Genomic DNA, 24,381 nt, shown 5'->3' on the forward strand with positions numbered 1-24,381 from the left:
GCGCCTGATCCGGCGCGATCCACCCCGAGGCTATCAGTCCGCCCGTCTCGCGACAAGCAGGCTTTCCTGTAGTTTCAATCCTTTGCCGCCGTGTCGGCAGGTGCGGCGGCATCGACCAGCAGGTCGAGCTGCGCGGTGCAGCCGTGCGCGATCAGCGTCGACGCGATCGTGTCCATCCCCGCCGTCCCGGCATCGATCAGCGCAACGCGGATCTCGGCGGGATGGCCGTCCGCGCTCACGCGATAGCTGGCGCCGTCGCGCACCGGCAGCGCGGCGGGCCAGGCGGCGATCGCCTCGCCGGCGGCGAAGCTCGCGGTCGCCTGTGCGCCCCCGCCCGCGATCTGGACGGTCGCCGCCCTGGTCGTGTCGGCGCGCCACAATTTGAGGGTCGCCGGATCGGCGACGCAGAGCGCGCCCGGCGTCGCGACATCGGCGAGCCACAGATTGGGGCGACGCGGCGTGCCCGGCTGGCCGACACCGCCGCGCACCGCCCCGGTGCGCGCACGGCGCACGCGCTTGGTATCGAGCAGGGCGGCGAGCGCGACCCCGCCGGCGGGCGCGGCATTGGCGGCGGCGACGTTGAAATTGCCCGGCCCGCGCAAGGTGCGCGTGCCCTTCGCGTCGAGCAGCGTCACGACGTCGCCGGGCTGGAGCGCGAGCGCCCCGCTTTCGGCGAGCTTGCGGCCCGGCGGATAGTTTTTCGCCGACGGCCCCGACGCGCGCACGACGATCGTGTCGGCGATCGCCGCGGACCCCAGCGCGAGCGCCAGTCCGGCGACTGCGCCGCGCAGCGCGATCCTATCCCAGGTCATAGGCACCTCCCTCGATATGCTCGTAACGGTTGAGAAGATTGGCGAGCGCGGCGTCGCGCGGGTGGCGTGCGATCATCGCGCGCAGGTCCGCCAGCGCCGCGTCGCGGCAGGCGCCCGCGTCGAGCGCCGTGACGATATGGCCGAGCGCGGCGCGCTCCTCCGCCGGAAAATCGGGCGCCGGCTCGAAGATATCGACCGGGGTCTGCCGGCCGCGCAGCCGCACCCGCCCCATCGCGCGCCACCAGTCGAGCCCCGACAGGATCATCGCCTCGCGGCTCGCCAGCACATTTGTGTCGAGCTTCTTATTGGCGGATTCGAGCCGCGAGGCGGTGTTCATGCTGTCGCCCAGCGCGGTATATTGGATGCGCCCCTCGCCGCCGAAATTGCCGACGATCGCGTCGCCGTGATGCAGCCCGACACGGGTGCGCCCGATCGGCGGCACCCCGGCGGGCAGATCGCGACGAAACGCCTCCCCCGCCTGCCACATCGCATAGGCCGCCTGCGCGGCGTTGCACGCATCGTCATCGCGCGCGATCGGCGCGCCCCAGAAGGCGACCACCGCATCGCCGACGAATTTGTCGATCGTCCCGCCGTGCGCGAGCACCACGTCGCTCAGCATATCGAGATAGCGGTTGAGCAATTGCGCGACCATTTCCGGCGCGATCGCGTGGCTGAGCTTGGTGAAGCCTTCGAGATCGGTGAACAGCGTGAAGATCGCGCGCTTCTCGCCGTGGAGCGCGAGCTTTTCGGGCTCCTGCAGGATCTGCGTGGCGATATCGCGCGGCAGATATTTGCCGAGCGCCGATTGCGCGAAGCGGCGCTGCTGCGAGGTCACCGCGCGCGCCGCGACGCCCACCGCGGTGAAGGCGAAGATCCACGCGATCGCCCAGCCCGCCGCCGGCAGCCCCTTGGTATCCCAGCCATTGGCCTGGAGCACCAGCGGCAGCCCGCCGATCGCCCCGGCCTGCACCACCAGCGCCGGGCCGAGCCACAGCCAGCGCAATTCGGCGAGGCTGGTCGCCGCCGCGGCGAGCACGACCAGCGCCGCCGCCAGCCAGCGCACGCCGACCGGCACCGTGCGCAGCCGCGCCCCGTCGAGCACTTGCGCCAGCATCGTCGCATGTACCTCCAGCCCGATCATCGTCGAATGCGCGCCGCGCCCCGAGAGCGGGGTTTCGAACTGGTCGATATCGACGATGTCGCCGCCGATCAGCACGTCGCGCCCGCGCACCATCGGCGCGAGCGCGGCGCTCATCGCGGGATCGGCGATCAGGTCGATCTGCAGGCTCGGGTTCACCGGCTCCTCCGACCGGTCGGGCTGCGGCTGGGGCAGGCGATAGCGGATCGCGCCGCGATAATCGGCGAAGGCGGCGGCGGGCCGCATCGCCAGCGCGAGCAGCGGCGGCTGGCCCGGCTGCGGGGTCGGCCAGCTGCGCGCGACATTGTCCGAATCGGTTTCGAGCCGGATGCTCGCCGGGCGCACGCGACCGGTGCGCGCGGCGCGGATGAAGCGATCGAGATATTGCTGCTGCTCGAAGATGATCTGTTCGCGGTTGTCGCCAAGATTGGCATAGCCGAGCCACACCGGGGTGCGCATCGCGCGCAGCGCGGCGAGCAGCGCATTATCCTCGTCCTGCGGCTGATCGAACAGGATGTCGACCCCAATCGAATGCGCCCCCATCGCGTCGAGATTGCGCAACGCGCGCGCCAGCAGCCCGCGATCGAGCGGCGAGCGCTTGCGCGTCGCGATCAGGGTCTGGTCGTCATAGACGATCATCACGAGGCGCTTGTCCTGCGCGACGCGCGGCGCGAAGGTCGCCGCGCGCCAGTCATAGAGCCCGCGTTCGGCGTCGGCGGTCGGGATCTCGCGCGCGTGCGTGCCCGCGCCGAGCGGGCGCCCCCAGTCCCACCCCGCGACGAACAGCGCGAGCGCGAGCACCAGCACCGCCGCGGCCAGCCGACCGCGCCCGGCGTCGCGCACGACGCGCATCGCTCGAGGGACGAGGCCGCGCGTCATCGCCGCTCAGCGCGCCGCGATCAGCGGGCGCGCACCGTCTCCGACGATCGCAAAGCCCGCCCAATAGAAGGGGTGCGAGGTATCGGCATCGTCCATCAGCCGCACCTGCGCCGCGCGCAGCGCCTCGCCGATCGGGCGCTCCCCGCCGGTATCGAACATCCCCGCGATCAGCCGCTCGGTCGCATGATAGGCTTCGGGCGCGGGCCAGTGGCTTGCGATCACCGAGCGGCTGCCCGCGCCGATGAACGCGCGCACCAGCCCGTCGAACGTCCCGCCGCCGCCGGTCAGCCCGGTCTCGCGCGTCGCCTCGGCCCCCGCCACCCCCGCGGTGTCGCAGGCGGAGAGGATGACGAGATCGGCGTTGAGCCGGAGGTCGAAGATCTCGCCGAACTGGAGCAAGCCGTGCGAGGTCGGCGTGTCGGCGAAGCTGGTGACGAGCGCCGGGCGCGCCGGGCATCCCGCGCGCGGCGGGGTGACCAGCCCGTGGGTCGCGAAATGCAGGATGCGGAACTGGTTGAGATCGGCCCGCGTGCGCACCGCATCGTCGGTGAAGGCCGCGCCGGTCATCAGCGCATTGCCCGTGCCGCCGATCGCCCGCGCGGCTTCACGCAATTCGGTCGCCGGGATCGGGCTGTTCCACTGCGCCGCCGGCCAGCTGCAATCGGGGCTCGCGCCGCCCGTCACCGTCCCGCGGGTCAGCGCCGCCTTGATCATCCCGCCGACCGGGGCATTGTCGCCGAAGCCGATATAGCGATGCTGCGCGGTCGAGGGCGCCGCCGCGCGCGCATCGCGGAAGGCGCGCGCCGAGAGCGCGGTGCTCACCGCATGATCGCGCCCGAGCCAGGCGATGCCGCGGAAATCGAATTCGTCGGCCCCCTGCGCGACGCGGCGCTCATAGGTATCGACCCCCGCCTGATCGGCGACCAGCAAGGTCACCGGCAATTGCAGCATCGCGCCGTCGGGCTCGAAGATCAGGTGGCGCACCTTCGCCAGCCGCGGCGCGATCGGCGCGAACAGATCGGTATAGAGCGTGCGCGCGGTCGGCACGTCGAGCGCATAAGTGGTCTGGGCGTTGTTGACCTCGGTCGAGATCGTCTCGCGCAGCGCCGCGACCCTGGCGGCGACATCGCCCGCACTCGCGGCGAGCTGATAGCCCGTCGCGCCCGCGTCATCGATCCAGATCGCATAGAAAGCGTCGCCAAGCTGGGCGAGCTTGAAATAGCCCTCGCCGGGCTTGAGCGTCGCCTGCATCTCGGCGAGCGAGACGATCCGCGGGCTCACTGCGCGGAATTGCGGATAGGGTTCGAGCGCGGCGAGCGTCGCGGTCTGCGATGCGGCGAGCGCATCGACATCGGCCTGCTGCTGCGCGATGCGCGGGCGCAGCGACGCATCTTGCTGCGCGTCCTGGATCAATTGCGCCAGCACGATGCGTTGCCGCTCGATATCACGCGACAGGGAAACCGACTGGCGGAACAGCCGCGCCGCCTCGTCGTCGCCCGCCGAGAGTTCGCGCGCCAGCAGCTCCAGCGTATCCGCTGCCCCCGGCCGGACGAGCATCTGCGACGCGGTGAACAGATCGCCGGCCAGCGCCGGCCGCTGCGGAATCTCCCGCGCGAGCAGCGAGAAATAGGGCTGGAGCTGGTTCGCCATCCCGGTGAGCGCGGCGTGGTTGGCGGCGGTCGAGGCGAAGATCGCGCCATAGGTCGCCAGCGCATCGTCGGTCCGCCCGCGCCGCACGAGGAACGCGCCGAGCCGCGCCCGCGCGCCGTTCACCGCGGCGGTTTCGGGATATTGCGCCGCGAGCAGCGCCAGCGCCTGCCGCAGCAATGCCTCGGCCTGGCCGTAATCCTTCTGCGCCTCCCACGTCAGCGCGATCTCGCCGAGCAATTGCGCGCGCAGCCGCGTGATCGAGGTGACGCGCCCGTCGCGGATCGCCACCGCATCGGCCTGCGCGCGCGTCAGCGCCGCGCGCGCATCGGCCGGCTTGCCCTCGAGCCGCAGGATCGTCCCGCGCAATTGCCCGGCCTGCGCATCGATGATCGCGGCGCGTTCGCGCGGGGTGAGCTTGGTATCCTGCCGCACGCCGAGCGCCTTCATCTCGGGCACCCCGCTGTTCATCTCCGCCGCCGCCTCGGGGGTCAGCGCGACCGATCCGGCATCCGCCTCGGCCAGCGCCGCGCCGTCCGACAAGGGCCGATCGAGGATCGCCAGCGCGCCCGCCAGATCCTGCCCGTTGATATGATGCATCGCCTCGAAATTGCGGCGCAGGCGAAGCTGCACCGCATCGGCGGTGACGATCGCCTGCGCGCGGGCGAAGGCGGCATCGGCCTGATCGCGCAACCCCAGATTGGAAAGCTGCAACGCGCGGTTGATGAGATATTCGTGCGCGCGATTGGCGCGCTCCACCGGGGTCAGCCCCGCCGCCTCGGGCGATTGCGCGAAGCGATCGAAGAGGCTGTCGAAGAATTCCGCCGCCTCGGCATAATTGCCCGCGGCGTTGCGGCGATAGCCTTCCGCCAGCGCCGATTGCGCATCGAGCGTCGTCGCCTGCAGCCGCGCGAAGGCGGCGCTGTTCCCCGCCCCCGTCGTCACGATATCGATCTTGCCCGGGACCGGCCGGCCCGCGATCACCGTGCGCAGCGCGAGATCGAGCGCGCTCGCATAGATCGCCTGCCCCTGCGCGACATAGAGCCGCCCGTTGCGCCGCGCGCTGACGATGCGATAGCCGCTGCCGCTCGCGGTGCAGTTGCGCACCGAAACCGCACCGAGGCCGGGAAGCGCGGCATCGCGCGCCGCATCGCAAGTGACCGTCGCCTTGCGCGAGGCGGCCAGCCGATCGAGCAGCACCGCCGCGTCGTCGCCGCCGCTCGATCGCAGCATATAGACCTGCCCGATCGGCCGGGCGGCGTCGCGGCACACCAGCATCCACGCGCGATCGAACATCGTACGGGCGGCGGGATCGGCGCTGCTGTTTTGCGCCTGGCACAGCGCGCCGCCGTCGCCGCCGATGCGAAAACTGTCTTCGAGCAGCGCGCGCTTGTTTCCCGATTGTGCGAAACCCACCCCGCAGACGCCCGGCGCGACCAGCCCGAGCATCGCGAATGTGGCGCATAAACCGCGCAAGCCGCTCATCCCCCGTCCCCTTTTTCGCACCCGATCACGCTCGTCGATCGCGATCGTGATGATGCGTTGCTGCTGCTCCGCTATGCCGCCAGGGGAAACGAACGGTTAAGAATTGCGCGAATGTTATCAGAACCGGTCGTCGCCTGGCGAAATCGCCCTTCCCGAAAAGAAGTTTACTGACTACGCGACCAGTTATCGAACTTATCGGCATGCTCCATACGGCGCTTTTCGTCGTCGCACAACGGCAATTGTCGAGCATTTCCTTTAGGTTGCAATTGAAATCCTAATATTCGCCCCGCTCGCGGGCGCAAATGCGCGGATCATGTCTGTCGTGACCGCCCGAAGGCGCGGCCGCGCGGGACTTTTACCCGGCGTTAAGCAAGAATTGTCGATGAACGGGAAGACGATAAGCATCGGTCGGCGCCGTTCCCACCGCCAGGCCGGCCCCGGTTGCCGCCGTTCCTCATCTCGCCTAATGTAATGGCCATGACGCGGATGCTCGCCTTGCTGTTGCTCTTCGGCGCGGTGATCGGACTGCTCGGCGAGCAGACCGCGGCATCCGCTGCCGTCGTGCCGATGGCGATGACCGCGCCGGCGCAGACGATGGATGCCGATTGCATGGCGCTGATGGGCGCGCACCCCGCCACGCCCGACAAGAAGCCGTGCCAGGGCCTGACGCTCGATTGTATCGCCGCGACCGCCTGCGCGGTGCCGCTGATGCCGGCGCCCGACGCGCCGTTCGCGCCGGCGGCCGTCACGGCATCCCAATTGTTCGGCATCGCCGCGCGCGAGCTCGCCGGCACCGACCGCCCGCCCGAAACGCCTCCGCCCTCACCCCTCGGCTGATCGCCGGCCGCACCGCGTCCGCAACGCCCGTTTGCTGTCGGGCGCGCGGACCCGCGGCCATCGACCGATCGAGCTGAGGATTCCTCCCATGTCATTGTTCAAGGCCGCTGCCGCGCTGAGCGCGGCGCTAGCGGCATTGCCCGGCGCGGTATCCGCCGGATCGCTGACCTTCGATGCGGCGCTGGCACAAGCGGCACGCAATGCGCCGTCGTTGCGCGCGCGCGGGCTGGCTATCGACACGCGCCGCTCGGCGGCGGTCGCCGCGGGACAATTGCCCGATCCCAAACTCGGCCTGCGCATCGAGAATTTCCCGGTCTCCGGCCCGCCCGCCTTCACCTTCGACGGCGAGCCGATGACGATGACCCGGCTCGGCGTTACGCAGGACGTGCCCAATCTTGCCAAGCGCCGCGCCGCGCGCGGACGCGCGGCGGCGGACGTCGCGATCGGCGAGGCGCAGGCGGCGGTGGAAGACCGCCGCGTGCGGATCGCCACCGCGGTCGCCTGGATCGACCTCGCCTTCGCCGGCCAACGCGGCGCGGCGATCGACGATGTGCTGGCGCGATTGACCCGCATCGCCGCGGCAGCCGCATCGGGCGTCGCCGCGGGCAGTGTCCGCCCGGCGCAGGCGCTCGACATCCGCCAGGCGATCGCGGCGCTGGAAGACAAGCGCAGCGAAATCGCCGCCGAAACGGCGCGCGCGCGGGCGGCGCTGGCGCGCTGGACCGGCGATCCCGCGCCCGAGCCCGAAGGCGCGGTGCCGGCATTCGCGATCGACCCGGCGGCGTTGCGCGCGGCGGTCGACCGCCACCCCGACCTTGCCGCAACGATCGCGCGGACCGGGCGGGCCGAGGCGGATATCGTCGCGGCGCGCGCCGAGAAACGCCCCGACTGGAGCTTCGATATCGGCTATGGCCGGCGCGCCGAGCGGTACGGCGATATGATCTCGGCCGGGGTCACCGCGAGCCTGCCGCTGTTCGCCAAGCGGCGTCAGGACCCGATGATCGCCGCGGCGGTCGCCGAAAAGGGGACCGCGCTCGCCGAGCAGGAGGATATGCGCCGCGCGCTTTTCGCCGATCTCGAAGCCGGGCTTGCCGATCATGTCATGCATCACGAGCAATGGATGCGCGCCGAGCGGACATTGTTGCCGCTCGCCCGCCAGCGCGCCGATCTCGAGACCGCCAGCTATGCCGCGGGTCGCGCGTCGCTGACCGAGCTGATCGCCGCGCAGACCGCGCTGGCGCAGGCGTCGCTCGATACGCTCGATCGCGCGGCGATCGTGGCGCGCGACGCCGCACGGCTTGTCCTCACTTACGGGAGCGACGATCGATGACCGCTCATCTCTCTATGCGCGCGCGTCTCGGCGTCGCCGCCGCGATCCTTGCGCTGGTTGCCGGCGCCGCCGGTTACGGCATCGCCTCTTTCGGGCAGCGCGGGGCATCGCCCGCCGCCGCCGAAAACGGCCGCAAGATCCTCTATTGGTACGATCCGATGGTGCCGTCGCAGCATTTCGACAAGCCCGGCAAATCCCCGTTCATGGATATGGCGCTGGTTCCGAAATATGCCGACGAGGCGCCCGGCGCGGCCGGCGCGGCGATCGACCCGGCGCGCCTCCAGCGGCTCGGCGCGCGGATCGCCGCCGCCGAGCGCGGCACGCTCGACGGCGCGCTCACCGCCGCCGGGACGATCGATTTCAACGAGCGCGACGTCGCGGTGGTGCAGGCGCGCAGCGGCGGTTTCGTCACGCGCGTCTATGCGCGCGTGCCGGGCGACGTGATCGGCGCCGGCGCGGCGCTCGCCGATCTGCTCGTCCCCGAATGGGGCGGCGCGCAGCGGGAATATCTCGCGGTGCGCCGTACCGGCGACGCGGCGCTCGCGCGCGCCGCGCGCCAGCGGCTCGTGCTGCTCGGCATGCCCGCGGCGACGATCGCGGCGGTCGAGGCCGGCGGGCGCCCGCGCGACACGCTCACCGTTTCGACCCCGATCGGCGGCATGATCAAGACGCTCGGCGTCCGCGCCGGGATGACTTTGGCCGCCGGCCAGACATTGGCCGAAATCAACGGCATCGGCACCGTATGGCTCAATGCCGCGGTGCCCGAGGCGCTGGCCGCGCAGCTGCGGTCCGGGCAAAGCGCCGGCGCGACGCTGACCGCTTTTCCAGGCGAGCGGTTCGCCGGCCGCGTCTCGGCGATCCTGCCCAATGTGCAGGCCGACACGCGAACGCTCACGGTGCGGATCGAATTGCCGAACCGCGGCGGGCGGCTCCGGCCCGGGATGTTCGCGCGCGTCGATTTCGGCGCGCACGGGCGCGATGCGCTGCTCGTCCCGACCGAGGCGGTGATCCGGACCGGCCGGCGCAATCTGGTGATGCTCGCGCTTCCCGGCGGGCGCTATCAGCCCGCCGAGGTGCGCGTCGGCGCCGAAAGCGGCGGCCGCAGCGAAATCCTCGCGGGTCTCGCCGCGGGTGAGAAGGTCGTCGCGTCGGGCCAGTTCCTGATCGATTCCGAGGCGAGCCTCGCGGCGATTCCGGCACGACCGATCGCTGCGGCGCAACCCGCCGGTGCCTATGAAACCGTCGGGCGCATCGACCGGATCACGACCGAGGCGATCACGCTGAGCCACCAGCCGGTCCCGGCGCTAAGCTGGCCGGCGATGACGATGACCTTCCGCGTCGGCACCCCGGCGCTGGCGCGCGACTTCAAGGTCGGCGATCGGGTACGGTTCGGCTTCGATCAGGCGCGCGAAGGCCCGACGATCCGGACGATCGCGCGCGAGGCGGGCCGATGATCGCGCGCGTCATCCAGGGCTCGGTGCGCAACCGGCTGTTCGTCGTGCTTGGCGCGCTGGCGCTGCTCGTTGCCGGGCTGCTGGCGGTCCGCGCGACCCCGCTCGACGCGCTGCCCGATCTGTCGGACACGCAGGTGATCATCGGCACCACCTGGCCCGGCCAGGCGCCGCAGATCGTCGAGAACCAGGTCACCTATCCGCTCGCCACCACGATGCTGTCGGTGCCGGGCGCGAAGACGGTGCGCGGCTACAGTTTCTTCGGCTACTCCTTCGTCTATGTGATCTTCGCCGAAGGCACAGACCTTTACTGGGCGCGCAGCCGCGTGCTCGAATATCTTAATCAGGTGCAGGGCCGGCTGCCGGAGACCGCAAAAAGCGCGATCGGCCCCGATGCGACCGGGGTCGGCTGGGTCTATGAATATGCGCTGGTCGATCGCACCGGCGCGCACGATCTGTCGCAGCTCCGCTCGTTGCAGGATTGGTTCCTGCGCTATGAGCTGAAAAGCCTGCCCGGCATCGCCGAGGTCGCGAGCATCGGGGGGATGGTCAAACAATATCAGGTCCTGCTCGATCCGGTGAAGCTCGCCGCCTTCGGGGTGACGCACACCCAGGCGGTCGCGGCGATCCGGCAGGCCAATCAGGAGGCTGGAGGCTCGGTGCTCGAACTGGCCGAGGCCGATTATATGGTCCGCGCCTCGGGCTATCTCACATCGCTCGACGATTTCCGCGCGATCCCGCTCCGCGTCGGCGCGGGCGGCGTGCCGGTCACGCTCGGCGACGTCGCGACGATCCAGACCGGCCCCGAAATGCGCCGCGGGATCGCCGAGCTCGACGGCGACGGCGAGGTCGCGGGCGGGGTCGTGATCCTGCGTCAGCGCGCCGACGCGCGCGGCACGATCGCGGCGGTCAAAGCCAAATTGGCGGCGCTGAGGAAGAGCCTCCCCGCGGGGGTCGCGATCGTCCCCACTTACGATCGCTCGCAACTGATCGATGCCGCGATCGACAATCTCACCCACAAGCTCGTCGAGGAGTTCGTCGTCGTCGGGCTCGTCTGCGCCTTGTTCCTCTGGCACGTGCGATCGGCGCTGGTGGCGATCGTGACGTTGCCGCTCGGCGTGCTCGCGGCGTTCGTCGTGATGCGCCTGCAGGGCGTCAACGCCAATATCATGTCGCTCGGCGGGATCGCGATCGCGATCGGGGCGATGGTCGACGCGGCGATCGTGATGATCGAGAATGCGCATAAGAAGCTTGAGGCCTGGGCGGCGGCGCATCCCGACACGGCGCTGGACAATCCCCAACGTTGGCGGCTGATCACCGCCGCCGCGGCCGAAGTCGGCCCGGCGCTGTTCTTCAGCCTGCTCATCGTCACCTTGTCGTTCGTGCCGGTGTTCACGCTGCAAGCGCAGGAGGGGCGGCTGTTCGCCCCGCTCGCCTTCACCAAGACCTATACGATGGCCGCCGCGGCGATCCTGTCGGTGACGCTGGTGCCGGTGCTGATGGGCTGGCTGATCCGTGGCCGCATCCCCGCTGAACACACCAACCCGATCAACCGCCTGCTCACCGCCGGCTATCGCCCCGCGATCGACTGGGCGCTGCGGCGCCCGAAGACCACGCTGGTCATCACCGCGCTCGTCTTCGCGACGACCGCCTGGCCTGCCACGCGGCTCGGCGGCGAATTCCTGCCACCGATGAACGAGGGCGATCTGCTCTACATGCCCTCGGCGCTGCCCGGGCTGTCGGCGGCCAAGGCGTCCGAATTGCTCCAGCAGACCGATCGGATGATCAAATCGGTGCCCGAGGTGCAGAGCGTGTTCGGCAAGGCCGGGCGCGCCGACAGCGCGACCGATCCCGCCCCGCTCGAAATGTTCGAGACGACGATCCGTTTCAAGCCGCGCGATCAATGGCGCCCCGGGATGACGCCCGACGGACTGGTCGAAGCGCTCGATCGCGCGGTCAAGGTGCCGGGGCTCGCCAACATCTGGGTGCCGCCGATCCGCAACCGCATCGACATGCTCGCGACCGGGATCAAGAGCCCGATCGGGGTCAAGGTCTCGGGCGCCGACCTGACCGAGATCGATCGTGTCGCGCGCGCGGTCGAAACCGTCGCGAAACGCGTGCCGGGGGTCGCCTCGGCGCTGGCCGAGCGGCTGACCGGGGGGCGCTATGTCGATGTCGACATCGATCGCACCGCCGCCGCGCGTTACGGGCTCAATATCGCCGACGTGCAGGCGATCGTCTCCGGCGCGGTCGGCGGCGAGAATATCGGCCAGACGGTCGACGGGCTCGCGCGCTACCCGATCAGCGTCCGCTACCCGCGCGAGCTGCGCGATACGCCCGCCGCACTCGCCGCGCTGCCGATCCTCACGCCTTCGGGGCAGCAGATCACGCTCGGCAGCGTCGCGCGCGTGCGGGTCGCCGATGGCCCGCCGATGCTCAAGACCGAAAACGGACGTCCCTCGACCTGGGTCTATGTCGACGCGCGCGGTCGCGATCTCGCGTCGGTGGTCGGCGATCTGCGCCGCGCGGTCGCCGCGGATGTCCGCCTCTCGCCGGGGGTCAGCATCGCTTATGCGGGGCAGTTCGAATATCTCCAGCGCGCGGTCGAGCGGCTCAAGATCGTCGTGCCGGCGACGCTGGCGATCATCTTCCTGCTGCTGTTCCTGATCTTCCGGCGGCTCGACGAAGCCGCGCTGATCATGGGGACGCTGCCGTTCGCGCTGACCGGCGGGTTCTGGCTGCTCTACCTGTTCGACTATCACCAATCGGTCGCGACCGCGGTCGGCTTCATCGCGCTCGCCGGGGTCGCGGCCGAGTTCGGCGTGGTGATGCTGATCTATCTCAAACACGCACTCGCCGAGCGCGGCGACCGGCCGACACCGGATCAGGTGGAGGAGGCGGTCCGCGAAGGCGCGCTGTTGCGCGTCCGGCCCAAGGCGATGACGGTGGCGGTGATCATCGCCGGGCTGCTGCCGATCCTGATCGGCACCGGGGCCGGATCCGAAGTGATGAGCCGCATCGCCGCGCCGATGATCGGCGGGATGCTCACCGCGCCGCTCCTGTCGATGTTCGTCATTCCCGCCGCCTATCTGCTGATGCGGCGGCGTTGCCGTTCACTCAACCAGGGAGACATATCGTGAAACCGATCAACGCCGGCGCTTTGCTCGCCGTATCCGCCCTGCTCGCCGCCTGCGGCCAACAAGATGAGCACGCCGCATCCGCCGTCGCCAATCGCCCCGAAATGCCGGCGGCGATGGGGAATAGGGCAATGCCCGCCGAGGCCGCGAAAACCGCCAGCGGCATCGGCACGGTCACCGCGATCGACAAGACCGCGGGCACGATCACGCTCGACCACGGCCCGATCGCCGAGGCCGGCTGGCCCGCGATGACGATGGCGTTCAAGGCCCAGCCCGCGCTGCTCGACAAGGTCAAGACCGGCGACCAGGTGACGTTCGCGCTGAAGCTCGAAGGCGGTTCGGGCGAGGTCACCGCGATCGACAGGCAATGATGAGCCGGTCGATGCCCGCCGACAATGCCTCGGCGGGCGCCGCCGCGTCTATTTCCCCTCCACCGTCGCACGCGCCTGATCGAGCCGCGCGGCATAGGCGCGCAACACCTTGGCGGTGCGCCCGACATAATCCCTGGCGTCGTCGAACCGCCGCTCCTCGATCGCCTCGCGCACCCCGGGCAATGTCTTGGCGCCATAGCCGGTGAACCGGCCGGGGGCGTAGATCAGATGCTTGTACCACGGCCGCCCCGGCAGCCCGCGCTCGTCGAGCAACAGCTGGTCGATGTCGCGAAGCTGGAGATCGAGCCGGTCGCGCTGCGCCTGCGACAGCGACGCGCCGCGCGCGGCGAGCGCGGTGTCGAACGCCGCCGCGGCATGTTTGAGCGTATCGACCGCGCCGTCCAGCGCGGCGAAATCGAATTGCGGGGTCATCGCCTCGGGCGCCGGGGCGCCGACCGGCTTGAGCGGATCGCTGGCGAGGCGGAACGCGCCGTCGCGGATCAGCCTGTCGCGCTTCTCGTCCTCGGTGCGGCGGTCGGCGGCGAGCTTCTTCACCTCGCCGAGATAGACCCCGACCGTATCGGCGAAATCGCCATAGCGCTGCACCGGCAGATCGGCGTCGGCGACCCGCAGCACGAGCCGCCCGACGACCTTCGACAACGCGGCGCCATATTTGAGCCCGGGATCGTCGAACGTCGTCATATGGTGGAAGCTGTCGTAGATCGAATGATAGACGCCGCCCGATTCATCCTCGCCGCCGAAACCGATATTGAGCGCCGGCAGGCCGAGATGCTGGATATAGGCGGAATAGTCCGATCCCGATCCGAGCGCGCCGAGCGGCAGGTCGGCCCCCTTCTCCGCCGCCGCCAACGCGGTTGGATCGGGATGGTCGGTGGCATGATCGAACGCCCCTGCCAGCACGTCCGCGCGGGCGCGCGCCGCCACCGTCGCCCCGGTCTCGGGATCGGTCACGTCGGCGGCGACGGCATTGACCAGCCGCTGATAGGGGTGGCTGCCCTGCACTTGGAGCGTCCCGCGGCCGTTGCCGTCGGTGTTGATATAGATGACGCCCTTCTGCTTGAGCTCGTCGGCATGTTGCTCGGCCCATTCGGTCGAGCCGAGCAGCATCGGCTCCTCCGCGTCCCAGCTGGTATAGACGATCGTCCGCGCCGGGCGCCAACCGGTGCGATACAATTCGCCCAGCGCCTTCGCCTCCGACAGCATCGCGACATTGCCCGACAGCGGATCGGACGCGCCGAACACCCAGCCGTCGTGGTGGTTGCCGCGGATCACCCATTGATCGGGATAGCGCGCGCCTTTCAGCATCGCGATCACGTCATAGACCGGGGTCAGCTTCCAGTTCGACTTGACCGCGAGATGGACCGAAACCCCGCCGTTGCCGCCCACATGATAGGTCAGCGGCAACGCGCCGCGCCACCGTGGCGGCGCGACCGGCCCGCCGAGCCGCGCGAGCAGTTTCTGCGCATCGCCATAAGACATCGGCAGCACGGGGATCTTGAGGATCGTCGGGGCTTCCTCGCGCGTCAGCCGCTTGGCCTCGGGCGTCGCGCCGATACCGGGGGTCAAGGGATCGCCGGGATAGAGCGGCATATCCGCTACCGAGCCGCGCTGGACGCTTCCCGCGGGGCGCGCGCCGCCGGCCGGATAGGCGGCGCTCTGCGCATAGCCGTCGTCCGCCGGATCGGAATAGATGATGCAGCCGATCGCGCCGTGATCCTGCGCCAGTTTGGGCTTCAGCCCGCGCCAGCCGACGCCGTAGCGTGCGATGACGATCTTGCCCTTCACGTCGATCCCGCGCCGCGCGAGCGCCTGATAATCCTCGGGCATCCCGTAATTGACATAGACGAGGTCGGCGGTGACATCGCCGTCGCCCTGGAAGGCGACATAGGGCGGCAGCGCATCGGCCGTCCTGGACGACGTGTCGTCGCCGGGGATCGGCGGCTCCTGCCCGCCGAGCACGATCTTCTCCGGCGCGACCATCTCTACCTTGGTCGAGATCGGGGTAGGATAGAGGACGTGGAACGTCTCGATATGCGCGTCCCAGCCCCATTGTTTGAACTTGGCGAGCGTTGCTTCGGCATTGGCCTTGTCGTGCGGCGACCCGACATGGTTGGGCTCGGACGACATGTCCTTGAGCCAGGCGAGCTGGTCGGCGGAACTGATATGCCGATCGAAGGCGGCTTCGATCGCCTTGCGATCGGCCGGCGCGGTTTGCGCGACGCCCGCCGCCGCCAGCGCCGTAAAGGCGACGCCCGCCAGAATCCCTGCCGCAATGCGCATTCCCCGCTCCCCGTTCGCTCGTTTCGGTTGCGCGCAACATGAAACGGTTCATCGCGCCAACGCAAGCCGCGATCGGGTGCGCGGCGAGCGGCAGGCGGCAAGCGCCAAATCCACGAATTGTACGGAAAGTTGGTTGCGCCGTTGCGGCGACAGGCTCATTGAATCGTCAATTCTCCCTTGGGGGCGGCCGGCACAACCGGTCGCCCCTTTCGCTTTGTCGCCGGCAGCGGCGTCGCTCGACGTTGAAGCCTGCTTATGCACCGCTCACGATCGGGCGGATGATTGTCGCGGGGTTACCAGCGACCACCACATCGGCCGGCACGTCCTTGGTCACCACCGCGCCGGCAGCGACAACCGAATTGTCGCCGATCGTCACCCCGCCGAGGATGGTCGCGCCGGTCGCGATCCACGCCCCCTTCCCGATCGAAATCGGCTTGCCGATCGTCACCGATCGACGCTCGCGCGGATCGAGCGGGTGCCCCGAGGTGATGATGCTGACGTTCGGCGCAATCATCACCTCGTCCGCAATGTCGAGCCCGCCGAGATCGTAGAAAGTGCAATTCTGGTTGATGAAGACATTGCGGCCGACCCGGATCTCATTGCCGCCCGAGGTGTAGAAGGGCGGGATGAGCAAGAAGCCTTCGTCGACCTGCCGGCCGATCAGCTCGCTGAACAGCGCGCGAACCGCCGCGGCGTCGTTAAAGGTCAGCCGGTTGAGGCGCGCCGTGATCGACGCCGCCCGCCGCGTCGCTGCGACCATTGCGGCGGACTCGGGGGTTCGTCCGCGGACGATCGTGATACGGTCTTCATGCGCCATGCCGACCGGGTTGGCGCATTTGTGCGTTCCCGGGAAGCATTTATCCCAAAGACCGGATGGGGCGGCCCTGGCGCGCCGCATACGCCGTACAAAAATTCTCCACTCCTACACCAATCCTCAAGCTTACTTGCATATATCTGTTTTGAACCGGGTTTAATCGTTGGATCATCTTGACCGACCGATTGAATAACCGGCCGTTAACTGAAGTGATTAGTTGCATTTTCTCTTTCTCATGATGGATCGTCGGCGAGAGGAAGGTGCTTTGAAATGACCGGCCTTGTGGGGGATAGACGCGGGAACGTGATGATCTTGGCCGCCGCCGGGCTCGCGGTTCTCGTCGGCGCGACGGGGCTTGCCACCGATACGGTGCAATGGTCGCTGTGGCGCCACCAGCTCCAGCGTCAGGCCGATTCCGCGGCGCTCGCCGGGGCCTATGCCGATGCGCAGGGCAAGAATGTCGCTGCCAGCGCGACCGCCGATCTCACGCGCAACAACAAGCTGACGTTCAGCAGCGCGCCGGTGATCGAGAATGCGCCGACGGTCGGCGCCTATGCGGGCAATATGAACGCGGTGCGGGTCGTGCTGCAGACCAGCACCCGCCTGCCCTTTTCCGGGCTGTTCATGGCCGCGACCCCGGTCATCTCGACCGAGGCGACCGCCGCGGTGGTCCAGAACGGCGATTATTGCGTCATCGCGCTCGCCCGCACCAACAGCACCGGCATCACCATGAGCGGCAATGCCACGGTCAACATGGGCTGCGGCATGGCGAGCAACACGACGTCGAACAATGCGGTCTATGCCGGCGGCAGCAGCAATATCTATGCGACGCCGATCGCCGCGGTCGGCGGGCTGGCGTGGAGCAGCAATTATCAGAACGGAACGACGCTCCAGCCTTATTCGCTGCCCCAGCCCGATCCGTATAGCGGGCTGCCCCAGCCCGATATCTCCGGGATGAAATGCAACGCCAAGCTGGACGTGTCGCCCAATACGGTTGCGCCAGCGGCGAGCGCCGGCTGCTATGGCAGCGCGAAGATCCAGGGCACGATCACGCTCAACCCCGGCGTCTATTATATCGACAGCGCGAACTTCAGCGTCGGATCGCAAGCCACCATCACCGGCACCGGCGTCACCATCATCCTGACCAGCGCCAATGCGGCCACCCAGCCGAGCCAGATCGGGTCCGTCAGCATCAACGGCGGCGCGACGCTCAACCTTAGCGCACCGAGCGACGGCACCTATGCCGGGGTGCTTTTCTATCAGGATCGCCGCGCGGTGGACTCGGGCAATGCCAATTCGATCAATACGATCAACGGCAACGCCGCGTCGGCCTTCACCGGTGCCTTCTATTTCCCGTCGCAGGAACTCGATTTCAGCGGCACCGCGGGCATGAACACCAAATGCGTGAAGATGGTGTCGAAAAGGGTCACCTTCATCGGCAACAGCACGATCGCCAACGACTGCTCGGATCACCCCGATTGGACGAAGATCCGCGCCGTGCAGGTACGGCTGGTCGGATGACCGATCCGCACCTCAACACCCGGTCGCGTCGGCTGTCGCGCTGCACAAGGGGAACCTCGGTCGTCGAGCTGGGGATCGTGCTGCCGCTGTTCGCGCTGCTCGTGCTCGGCCTGGTCTGCGTGGCGATCACGGTGGGGCAAAAGCTCCGGTTGCAGCAGGCGGTCGCGCGGTCGCTGGAAATGGCGACCGCGGGCGGGATCGACAATGCCGATCCCACCGGGATTCAGCAGGAGGCGGCCACCGCCGCGGGCGTGCCGGTGAGCCAGGTGACGGTCGACGAATGGCTCGAATGCGACGGCGTCCGCCAGACCAGCGCGACGACCTGCGACGCCAGCCAGCAGGTCGGGCGCTATGTGTCGGTGCAGATCAGCGCCACCTACGCCCTGCCCTTCTCATTGCCCTTCGGGCAGGGCAGCATCCCGCTCAGTACCTTTTCGTCGGTGCGGCTCCAGTGACGCGCCGGCGGCAGGCGCTTGCGGACGACCGCCGCGGCACCGCGATCATCGAATTCGCGGTCGCCGCGCCGATTTTCCTGATGCTGGCGTTCATCATCATCCAGCTCGGGCTGCTGTTCGGCGCCAAGGCCGGCCTCGAAAGCTCGATCGACGAGGGTGCGCGTTATGCCACCATCTACCCCACCCCGAGCGACGCGGCGATCATCGGCCGGATCCAGGCGACGCAATTCCTGCTCGGCCGTGCCACGGTTACCGGGCCGACGATCACCCACGGCACCAATGCCGGCAGCGCCTATATCGACATTCAGGCGAGCGCGAGCGTGCCGCTGAACTTCGTTCTCTTCCAGGCCACCCCGGTGACGCTCAACTATACGCGCCGCGCCTATCAGCATTAGGCGCTGGTTGGGGGTGTCGGGGCCGGTGCGAAGGCGTCGGCCCCGGCTGCCGCGATGGTCATGCCGTGGCCGGCGCCAAAGCGCGGCGCAGCGCCGCCAGCCGGTCGGCCCGCGCCTGCTGCGCCACCGCCGCGTCGGGCGCGAGATCGAAGCCGTGGAACGCGCCGGGATAGAGATGGAATTCGGTCGGCACTCCGGCCGCGATCAGCCGCCGCGCATAATCGATATTCTCGTCGACGAAGAGATCGAGCGCGCCGGTCATCAGATAGGTCGGCGGCAGATCGGCGAGATCGGTCGCGCGCGCCGCCGCGGCATAAGGCGATACATCGTCGCGCCCCGGCGCGTGCCCCAATAAGGCGGACCAGCCGAAATGATTGCTGGCGGGCGGCCAGATGAACTCCCCGGCGTGGCGATGCGGCGGGCGAATGCAGGTGCGATCGTCGAGCATCGGATAGGTGAGATGCTGGAAGGCAAGGCGATACTCGCCGCGATCGCGCGCGAGCAGCGCCAGCGCCGCCGCGAGCCCGCCGCCAGCGCTTTCCCCGATCACCCCGATCCGCGCGGGATCGACCCCGAGCCGCGTGCTATTGGCGAACAGCCATGCCAGCCCGGCGTAGCAATCCTCGATCGGCCCGGGATGCGGGGTCTCCGGCGCGAGCCGGTAATCGACCGACACGATCACGCAATCGAGCGCCTCGGCGAGCGGGCGGTGGAAGAATTCGAGGTCGCCCGCCTTGCCGACCACATAGCCGCCGCCGTGGATATGATAGAGGCACCCGCGCGGCCCGGCGGGTTTGGCCGGGCGATAGATCGACAAGGTGATCTCGGGCGCGCCGGCCGGGCCGGGCACGGTCACCCGCTCGGCCAATGTGTCGGTGTCGGGCACCGGCGGCGCCGGCAATATCCGCTCGCGCATCGCCCCCAGCATCTCGGCGGTGACCGGAACCGTCGGCCAGGCATCGAGCAAAGCGCGCAATTCGGGATCGACGAGCGGCAGCGTGGTCATAGGCACTCCTTCGCGGGCGAAACTACAAGGTGAAGATCTTCCCCGGATTCATCAGATCGTGCGGATCGAGCGCGCGCTTCACCAGCCGCATCACATCGACCGCATCGCCCAGTTCGGCCTCGAGCCAAGGCTGTTTGCCGATCCCGATGCCGTGTTCGCCGGTGCAGGTGCCGTCCATCGCCAGCGCGCGTTCGATCAGCCGCGCGTTGATCGCCGAGACCTCGGCGAATTCGTCCGGCGCGGCGGGATCGAGCGCGAAGATCACATGGAAATTGCCGTCGCCGACATGCCCGAGGATCGTCGCCGGCACCGAGCAGCTTTCGAGATCGCGCTTGGTCTCCAGGATGCACGCGGGCAGCCGGCTGATCGGCACGCACACGTCGGTCGACCAGCCGATCGCGCCGGGCCGCTGGTTGAGCGCGGCATAATAAGCCTCGTGCCGCGCCTTCCACAGCCGCGCGCGCTCCTCCGGGCGATTCGAAAAGGCGAAATCGCCCCCGCCATTCGCCGCGGCAAGCGCTGCTACCGTTGCGATCTGCTCCTCGACCCCGGCGGGCGAGCCGTGGAATTCGAAGAACAAGGTCGTCACTTCAAGCAGATCGAGCTTCGACCAGGCATTGACCGCCGCGATCTGCTGGTCGTCGAGAATCTCGATGCGCGCCAGCGGGACGCCCGATTGGATCGCCTGCACGACGGTATCGACCGCGCCCTGCAGCGAGGCGAAGCCGCAGACCGCCGCGCTGATCGTTTCGGGAATCGGGTGGAGCCGCAGCGTCACCTCGGTGATCACGCCCAGCGTGCCCTCCGCGCCGACGAACAGCCGGGTGAGATCATAGCCGGCGGCCGATTTGCGCGCGCGGCGCGCGGTGCGGATCACCTCGCCGTTCGCGGTCACGACGGTGAGCGCGAGCACCGCCTCACGCATCGTGCCGTAGCGCACCGCATTGGTCCCGCTCGCGCGGGTCGCGGCCATCCCGCCGATCGTCGCATTGGCGCCGGGGTCGATCGGGAAGAACAGCCCGGTATCGCGCAGATAGGCGTTGAGCTCCTCCCGGCGGACCCCGGCCTCGACCGCGCAGTCGAAATCCGCGGCATTGATCGCAAGGATGCGGTCCATCTTCGACAGATCGACACTCACCCCGCCACGCACCGGGAGCGCATTGCCCTCGATCGACGTCCCTGCGCCATAAGGCACAACCGGCACGCGATGCGCCACGCAGAGCGGGACGAGGTCGACGACGTCGGCGGTCGACCGCGCGAACACCACCGCATCGGGCAATGTTGGGGGGAAATGCGTTTCGCTTTGCCCGTGCTGGCGGCAAATCGCCTCCGCGAACGAACATTCGGCGCCGAATCGCTGCGCGAGCGCTGCGGCGAAGCCCGGATCGAGCGGCACGCGCGATGGCGCGACGATCGCCTGTTCGGCCATCATCTATCCTGCCGGAGCATGGGCTCGCCGGTTCGCGGATTCGTCAGGGTGACATTCTCCGCCGCGCGGATCAGCCAGCCCCCCTCCCCGCGCGCCAGCACCGCCTGCAATAAGGTATCGACCAGATGCGGTCCGGCGGGATGCGCGGCGCCGGCTGCAAGTCGGCTCCAGAAATGGACGAGCGCATGCCCCTCGCCGATCGGCACGACATCGATCAGCTCGTTGGTCAGCGTCGAATCGCGGTAGATCGTGTCATGGATCGGCCGATGCAGCGCGATGATCGCATCGACGCCGCGGACATAATGGCCGAATCGGTTCACGAAGGTCGCGTCTTCGTGGAACAGTGCGGCGAGCATCGCCATGTCGTGCGCGTTCCAGGCAGCGGCGAATGCATCCGGTACGGCTTCGGGTCGATCGGTCGGCATGGCTTTTTCTCCGCCCTCTCCCGCTATCCCTCTTTCAATATCTCAAGCAATTTACAACGCCGCTGCGCAAGCAGCGGTCGATTCAGGATTCAAGTGATTCAGATTCGGGGACAGCCAACCCCCCGTGAATCCGCGATTCGCGCGGGCCCTTCCTGACTCCGTGGGGGAGGTATCCTGACCTGCTGGGGGCGGGGTCCTGACGATTCGGGGGCATCGGCCTGACCGGATGGGGCTATCCTGACTTCTTGGGGGCGTTGCACGAGCGGTGCCGATCAACCGGTTCTATCCTGACCTCCTGGGGGAGATCGGGCGCCTCCTTTCCTGTCCTGACTTGACTTCACAGGTCAGGTCAGGCAGCCAGACCGCCGAATAGGTGGGATAATGGCCGAATCCGTGCAACCGATCGACCGTGATCCTGGTCTTGATCCCGAAGAGGTCGTGGATCAAGGCTCGGCGGGTCGCGCGATGCGCGTTGCCTCGGCGCTTGCCGCGCGCCGCACCGAAGAATTCGTCAAGCCCGGCAAGCTGGTCGAAGTGCGCTTCGTCCGCGGCCAGTCGCTCAGCCTTACCGCGTCGCGCTTGCTTGCGCTGATGATCCTTGCGGCGGGCGGTGACGCGTGGCGCGAGATGCCGCATCGCATGCGCAAGGCCGATATCCGCCGTGGCCACAAGGGCAATGAGCGGATCGTCGACATGCTCGAGGAGCTTCACCGCACGCTGTTCGCCGAGGACGACCGTAGCTGGCGCGGCAAGAAAGCGACCAAGCGCTTCCCGCTGATCCAGATGTCGCGCGAGGAGGTCGAGGACGAGGAAGGCGTCGAGGCGGGCTGGATCGAGTGGGAATTCACCCCCGACGCGCGCCGGCTGATCCAGGAATCGGAAACCTATGCGGTGCTCAACCGTCAGGCGGTGCTCGGTTTCCGATCGAGCTATGCGCTCAAGCTTTACGAGGTCGGGGCGCTCCGCATCCACCGCCGGCTGAAAGTGTGGCGCTGCGATATGGCGGCGTTGCGCGCCGCGCTGGGGATCGCGCCCGACGTCTACAAGGATTTCGCGCAATTGCGCCGCAAGGTGTTGCAGACCGCCAAGGCCGAGATCGACCAGCTTGCGCATTTCCGCGTCGAGTGGAAGGAGGTCCGCCAGGGCAGGGCGGTGGTCGAGCTCGAATTCCGCTTCGAGGCCAAGGATGCGCCGGCACAGGTCGGCACGGTCGAGGAACTCGAGCGCCATTCGGCCGGGCGCCGCGCACGTCGCGCGGAAACGGTCGAGGAAGTGGCGGTCGCGGCGTCGCCGGCGGCGGTGAAGGCGCTCGTCTCGCGTACCGCCGAGCGGCTGGCCCCGTCACGTCCACGCGACGAGGTGAAGGTGACGAGCTTTCCCACCGGCTCGCTGCATTATGGCGAGGCGGAGTTGCTCGAGATCGGGCGCCGGTCGGGCGGGGGCTGGGATGTTGATGTGATCGCCGATGCCTATCGCCAGTCGATGGGCGACCGGCTCGCGCGGCTGAGCGGATCGAAACTGGTGCAGAGCTGGCGCGGCTTCTGCGAAAGCTATGCCGCGCGCCGCGGCCCCGCGAGCTGAATTGCACCGGTGCAATTTGCACCGAAGCCGCCCCCGAAAAGACAGGTTGCTTGCGGTCAGGATCATAGCGACCGGCGATTTGCACAAATCGATCTTGCGTTGACGAAAAAGTGCAAATCGGGCATCCACAGCGCGACTAGTGAAAAGGGAGCGCTATGGCGACCGTACTCCGCAGGGCCGGACATGCCGATCGCACGCAGGTGAGTGCACTCGCCGAGCGTTGCTCGTCAATTCTCGAACGATTGCGTGACGGCGCGCAGTCGAAGCGCGCCGACGACCGGCGCGAACCGTTGTTCACGATCAGTCGCGCGGCCGATCTCGTCGGGCGCTCCTCCGCGGCGATCCGCGAGGCGGAGAAAGACGGCCGGCTGCCGATCGCCGACCGCACCGAAACCAACCGCCGCATTGGCTACACCCTGGCGCAGCTCAACGACATGCGCGGGGTGTTCGGGACGCGGCCGTGGCGCAGCCCCGACGATCCGTGCGCGGTGGTCGCGGTGCAGAATTTCAAGGGCGGGGTTGGCAAGTCGACGGTATCGGTGCATCTCGCACAATATCTCGCGATCCGTGGCTATCGCGTGCTGCTGATCGATTGCGACAGCCAGGCTTCGGCGACGACCTTGTTCGGCTATGTCCCCGATCTCGATCTCGACGAATCGGAGACGCTTTATCCCTTTCTCCGCGAGGATGAGCGGCGCAGCCTCGAATATGCGATCCGACGGACGCATTTCGACGGGCTCGATCTGATCCCGGCCAATCTCCGGCTGTTCCAGTCCGAATATGAGATTGCGGCGCGGATGGCGCGCGGGCAGGGGGCGTTGCTCGATCGGCTCCAGCAGGGCATCGCCTCGGTGTCCGAGCGCTATGACGTGGTGGTGATCGATCCGCCGCCCGCGCTCGGCGCGATCTCGCTGTCGGTGCTGCGTGCCGCCAACGCGCTCGTCGTCCCGGTGCCGCCGACGGTGATGGATTTCTCCTCCACCGCGGCGTTCCTCGCGATGCTCGACGAGACGATGCAGGTGCTCCAGGAGCACGGGCTCGAAACCGATCTCGCCTTCCTGCGCTTCGTCGCGTCGAAGGTCGACGAGAACAAGTCGATGCAGCGCGAATTGATGGGGCTGATGGGCCAGCTTTACGGCCACGCGCTGGTGCGCACCCCGCTCAAGGATTCGGCCGAGATCGACAATGCCAGCGCGCGGCTGATGACGGTCTACGAGCTTGACGGGCCGACCACCAGCCGCTCGGTGCGCGAGCGCTGCCTGACCTATCTCGACGGCGTAAATGCCGAGATTGAAATAGATATTCGCTCGATGTGGCCAAGCCACGACGCGCGTTTGCGGCGTGAGGGGCTGGCATGAACAATCCTA

The 24,381-nt window shown here is 68.5% G+C and carries 18 protein-coding genes; 10 read left to right on the forward strand and 8 right to left on the reverse strand.

Going from position 1 to position 24,381, the window contains the following annotated elements:
- Positions 1-74: 74 nt before the first annotated feature.
- From NED98_RS02105 to NED98_RS02115, 3 genes are read right to left on the reverse strand one after another with little or no spacing between them, the layout of a single operon-like run.
- Complete coding sequence (locus NED98_RS02105; protein WP_265311724.1) at positions 75-812, reverse strand: hypothetical protein; 738 nt, start codon at positions 810-812, stop codon at positions 75-77.
- Entirely contained in the window at positions 799-2,829 is a 2,031-nt protein-coding gene (locus NED98_RS02110) for an adenylate/guanylate cyclase domain-containing protein (RefSeq protein ID WP_265311725.1), read from the reverse strand. The genes NED98_RS02105 and NED98_RS02110 overlap by 14 nt, the downstream gene beginning before the upstream one ends.
- Before the next feature lie 6 nt (positions 2,830-2,835).
- Positions 2,836-5,961, reverse strand: coding sequence for a CHAT domain-containing protein (locus NED98_RS02115; RefSeq protein ID WP_265311726.1), 3,126 nt, complete (start codon positions 5,959-5,961; stop codon positions 2,836-2,838).
- A 477-nt stretch (positions 5,962-6,438) separates the two neighbouring features.
- Here NED98_RS02115 and NED98_RS02120 point away from each other — a divergent pair, with 477 nt between their 5' ends.
- The 5 genes from NED98_RS02120 (at position 6,439) to NED98_RS02140 (ending at position 13,087) form a co-directional block, all read left to right on the forward strand.
- Complete coding sequence (locus NED98_RS02120; protein WP_265311727.1) at positions 6,439-6,798, forward strand: hypothetical protein; 360 nt, start codon at positions 6,439-6,441, stop codon at positions 6,796-6,798.
- An 88-nt stretch (positions 6,799-6,886) separates the two neighbouring features.
- Positions 6,887-8,128 (forward strand): TolC family protein, encoded by a 1,242-nt coding sequence (locus tag NED98_RS02125; protein ID WP_265311728.1) that lies wholly within the window; start codon positions 6,887-6,889, stop codon positions 8,126-8,128.
- Positions 8,125-9,582 (forward strand): efflux RND transporter periplasmic adaptor subunit, encoded by a 1,458-nt coding sequence (locus NED98_RS02130; RefSeq protein WP_265311729.1) that lies wholly within the window; start codon positions 8,125-8,127, stop codon positions 9,580-9,582. The genes NED98_RS02125 and NED98_RS02130 overlap by 4 nt, the downstream gene beginning before the upstream one ends.
- On the forward strand, positions 9,579-12,719 hold the full coding sequence (locus NED98_RS02135) for an efflux RND transporter permease subunit (protein WP_265311730.1): 3,141 nt from the start codon (positions 9,579-9,581) through the stop codon (positions 12,717-12,719). The genes NED98_RS02130 and NED98_RS02135 overlap by 4 nt, the downstream gene beginning before the upstream one ends.
- Positions 12,716-13,087, forward strand: a complete 372-nt coding sequence (locus tag NED98_RS02140) for a copper-binding protein (protein ID WP_265311731.1) — start codon at positions 12,716-12,718, stop codon at positions 13,085-13,087. Before NED98_RS02135 ends, NED98_RS02140 begins: the two co-directional genes overlap by 4 nt.
- Before the next feature lie 48 nt (positions 13,088-13,135).
- Here the strand turns inward: NED98_RS02140 and NED98_RS02145 are convergent, their stop codons facing one another.
- Positions 13,136-15,388 carry a transferrin receptor-like dimerization domain-containing protein gene (locus NED98_RS02145; RefSeq protein ID WP_265311732.1) on the reverse strand — a complete coding sequence of 751 codons (2,253 nt, stop codon included), beginning with the start codon at positions 15,386-15,388 and terminating at the stop codon, positions 13,136-13,138.
- Between the two features lie 253 nt (positions 15,389-15,641).
- Positions 15,642-16,205 (reverse strand): sugar O-acetyltransferase, encoded by a 564-nt coding sequence (locus NED98_RS02150; RefSeq protein ID WP_265311733.1) that lies wholly within the window; start codon positions 16,203-16,205, stop codon positions 15,642-15,644.
- Positions 16,206-16,508: 303 nt separating this feature from the next.
- Here NED98_RS02150 and NED98_RS02155 point away from each other — a divergent pair, with 303 nt between their 5' ends.
- Genes NED98_RS02155 through NED98_RS02165 form a run of 3 tightly spaced genes read left to right on the forward strand, consistent with a single transcriptional unit; the run spans position 16,509 to position 18,573 of the window.
- On the forward strand, positions 16,509-17,723 hold the full coding sequence (locus NED98_RS02155) for a pilus assembly protein TadG-related protein (RefSeq protein WP_265311734.1): 1,215 nt from the start codon (positions 16,509-16,511) through the stop codon (positions 17,721-17,723).
- Positions 17,720-18,178, forward strand: coding sequence for a TadE/TadG family type IV pilus assembly protein (locus tag NED98_RS02160; RefSeq protein ID WP_265311735.1), 459 nt, complete (start codon positions 17,720-17,722; stop codon positions 18,176-18,178). Before NED98_RS02155 ends, NED98_RS02160 begins: the two co-directional genes overlap by 4 nt.
- The gene (locus NED98_RS02165; RefSeq protein WP_265311736.1) at positions 18,175-18,573 is read left to right on the forward strand and encodes a TadE/TadG family type IV pilus assembly protein; all 399 of its coding nucleotides are present in this window, start codon (positions 18,175-18,177) and stop codon (positions 18,571-18,573) included. The genes NED98_RS02160 and NED98_RS02165 overlap by 4 nt, the downstream gene beginning before the upstream one ends.
- Positions 18,574-18,631: 58 nt before the next feature.
- Here NED98_RS02165 and NED98_RS02170 read toward each other — a convergent pair whose 3' ends face one another.
- From NED98_RS02170 to NED98_RS02180, 3 genes are read right to left on the reverse strand one after another with little or no spacing between them, the layout of a single operon-like run.
- A complete protein-coding gene (locus NED98_RS02170) occupies positions 18,632-19,579 on the reverse strand; it encodes an alpha/beta hydrolase (protein WP_265311737.1) in 948 nt (315 codons plus the stop codon).
- 22 nt (positions 19,580-19,601) lie between these two features.
- Positions 19,602-21,008, reverse strand: a complete 1,407-nt coding sequence (locus tag NED98_RS02175; protein WP_265311738.1) for an FAD-binding oxidoreductase — start codon at positions 21,006-21,008, stop codon at positions 19,602-19,604.
- Positions 21,008-21,433 (reverse strand): SgcJ/EcaC family oxidoreductase, encoded by a 426-nt coding sequence (locus NED98_RS02180; protein ID WP_265311739.1) that lies wholly within the window; start codon positions 21,431-21,433, stop codon positions 21,008-21,010. Before NED98_RS02180 ends, NED98_RS02175 begins: the two co-directional genes overlap by 1 nt.
- Before the next feature lie 465 nt (positions 21,434-21,898).
- On the opposite strand from NED98_RS02180, the gene NED98_RS02185 reads away from it, so the two are divergent.
- Both NED98_RS02185 and NED98_RS02190 read left to right on the forward strand, forming a co-directional pair.
- Positions 21,899-23,014, forward strand: coding sequence for a replication initiation protein (locus tag NED98_RS02185; RefSeq protein WP_265311740.1), 1,116 nt, complete (start codon positions 21,899-21,901; stop codon positions 23,012-23,014).
- A gap of 155 nt (positions 23,015-23,169) precedes the next feature.
- On the forward strand, positions 23,170-24,372 hold the full coding sequence (locus NED98_RS02190) for an AAA family ATPase (protein ID WP_265311741.1): 1,203 nt from the start codon (positions 23,170-23,172) through the stop codon (positions 24,370-24,372).
- Positions 24,373-24,381 lie beyond the last annotated feature (9 nt).

This window comes from Sphingomonas lycopersici (assembly GCF_026130605.1).
GTDB lineage: Bacteria > Pseudomonadota > Alphaproteobacteria > Sphingomonadales > Sphingomonadaceae > Sphingomonas > Sphingomonas lycopersici.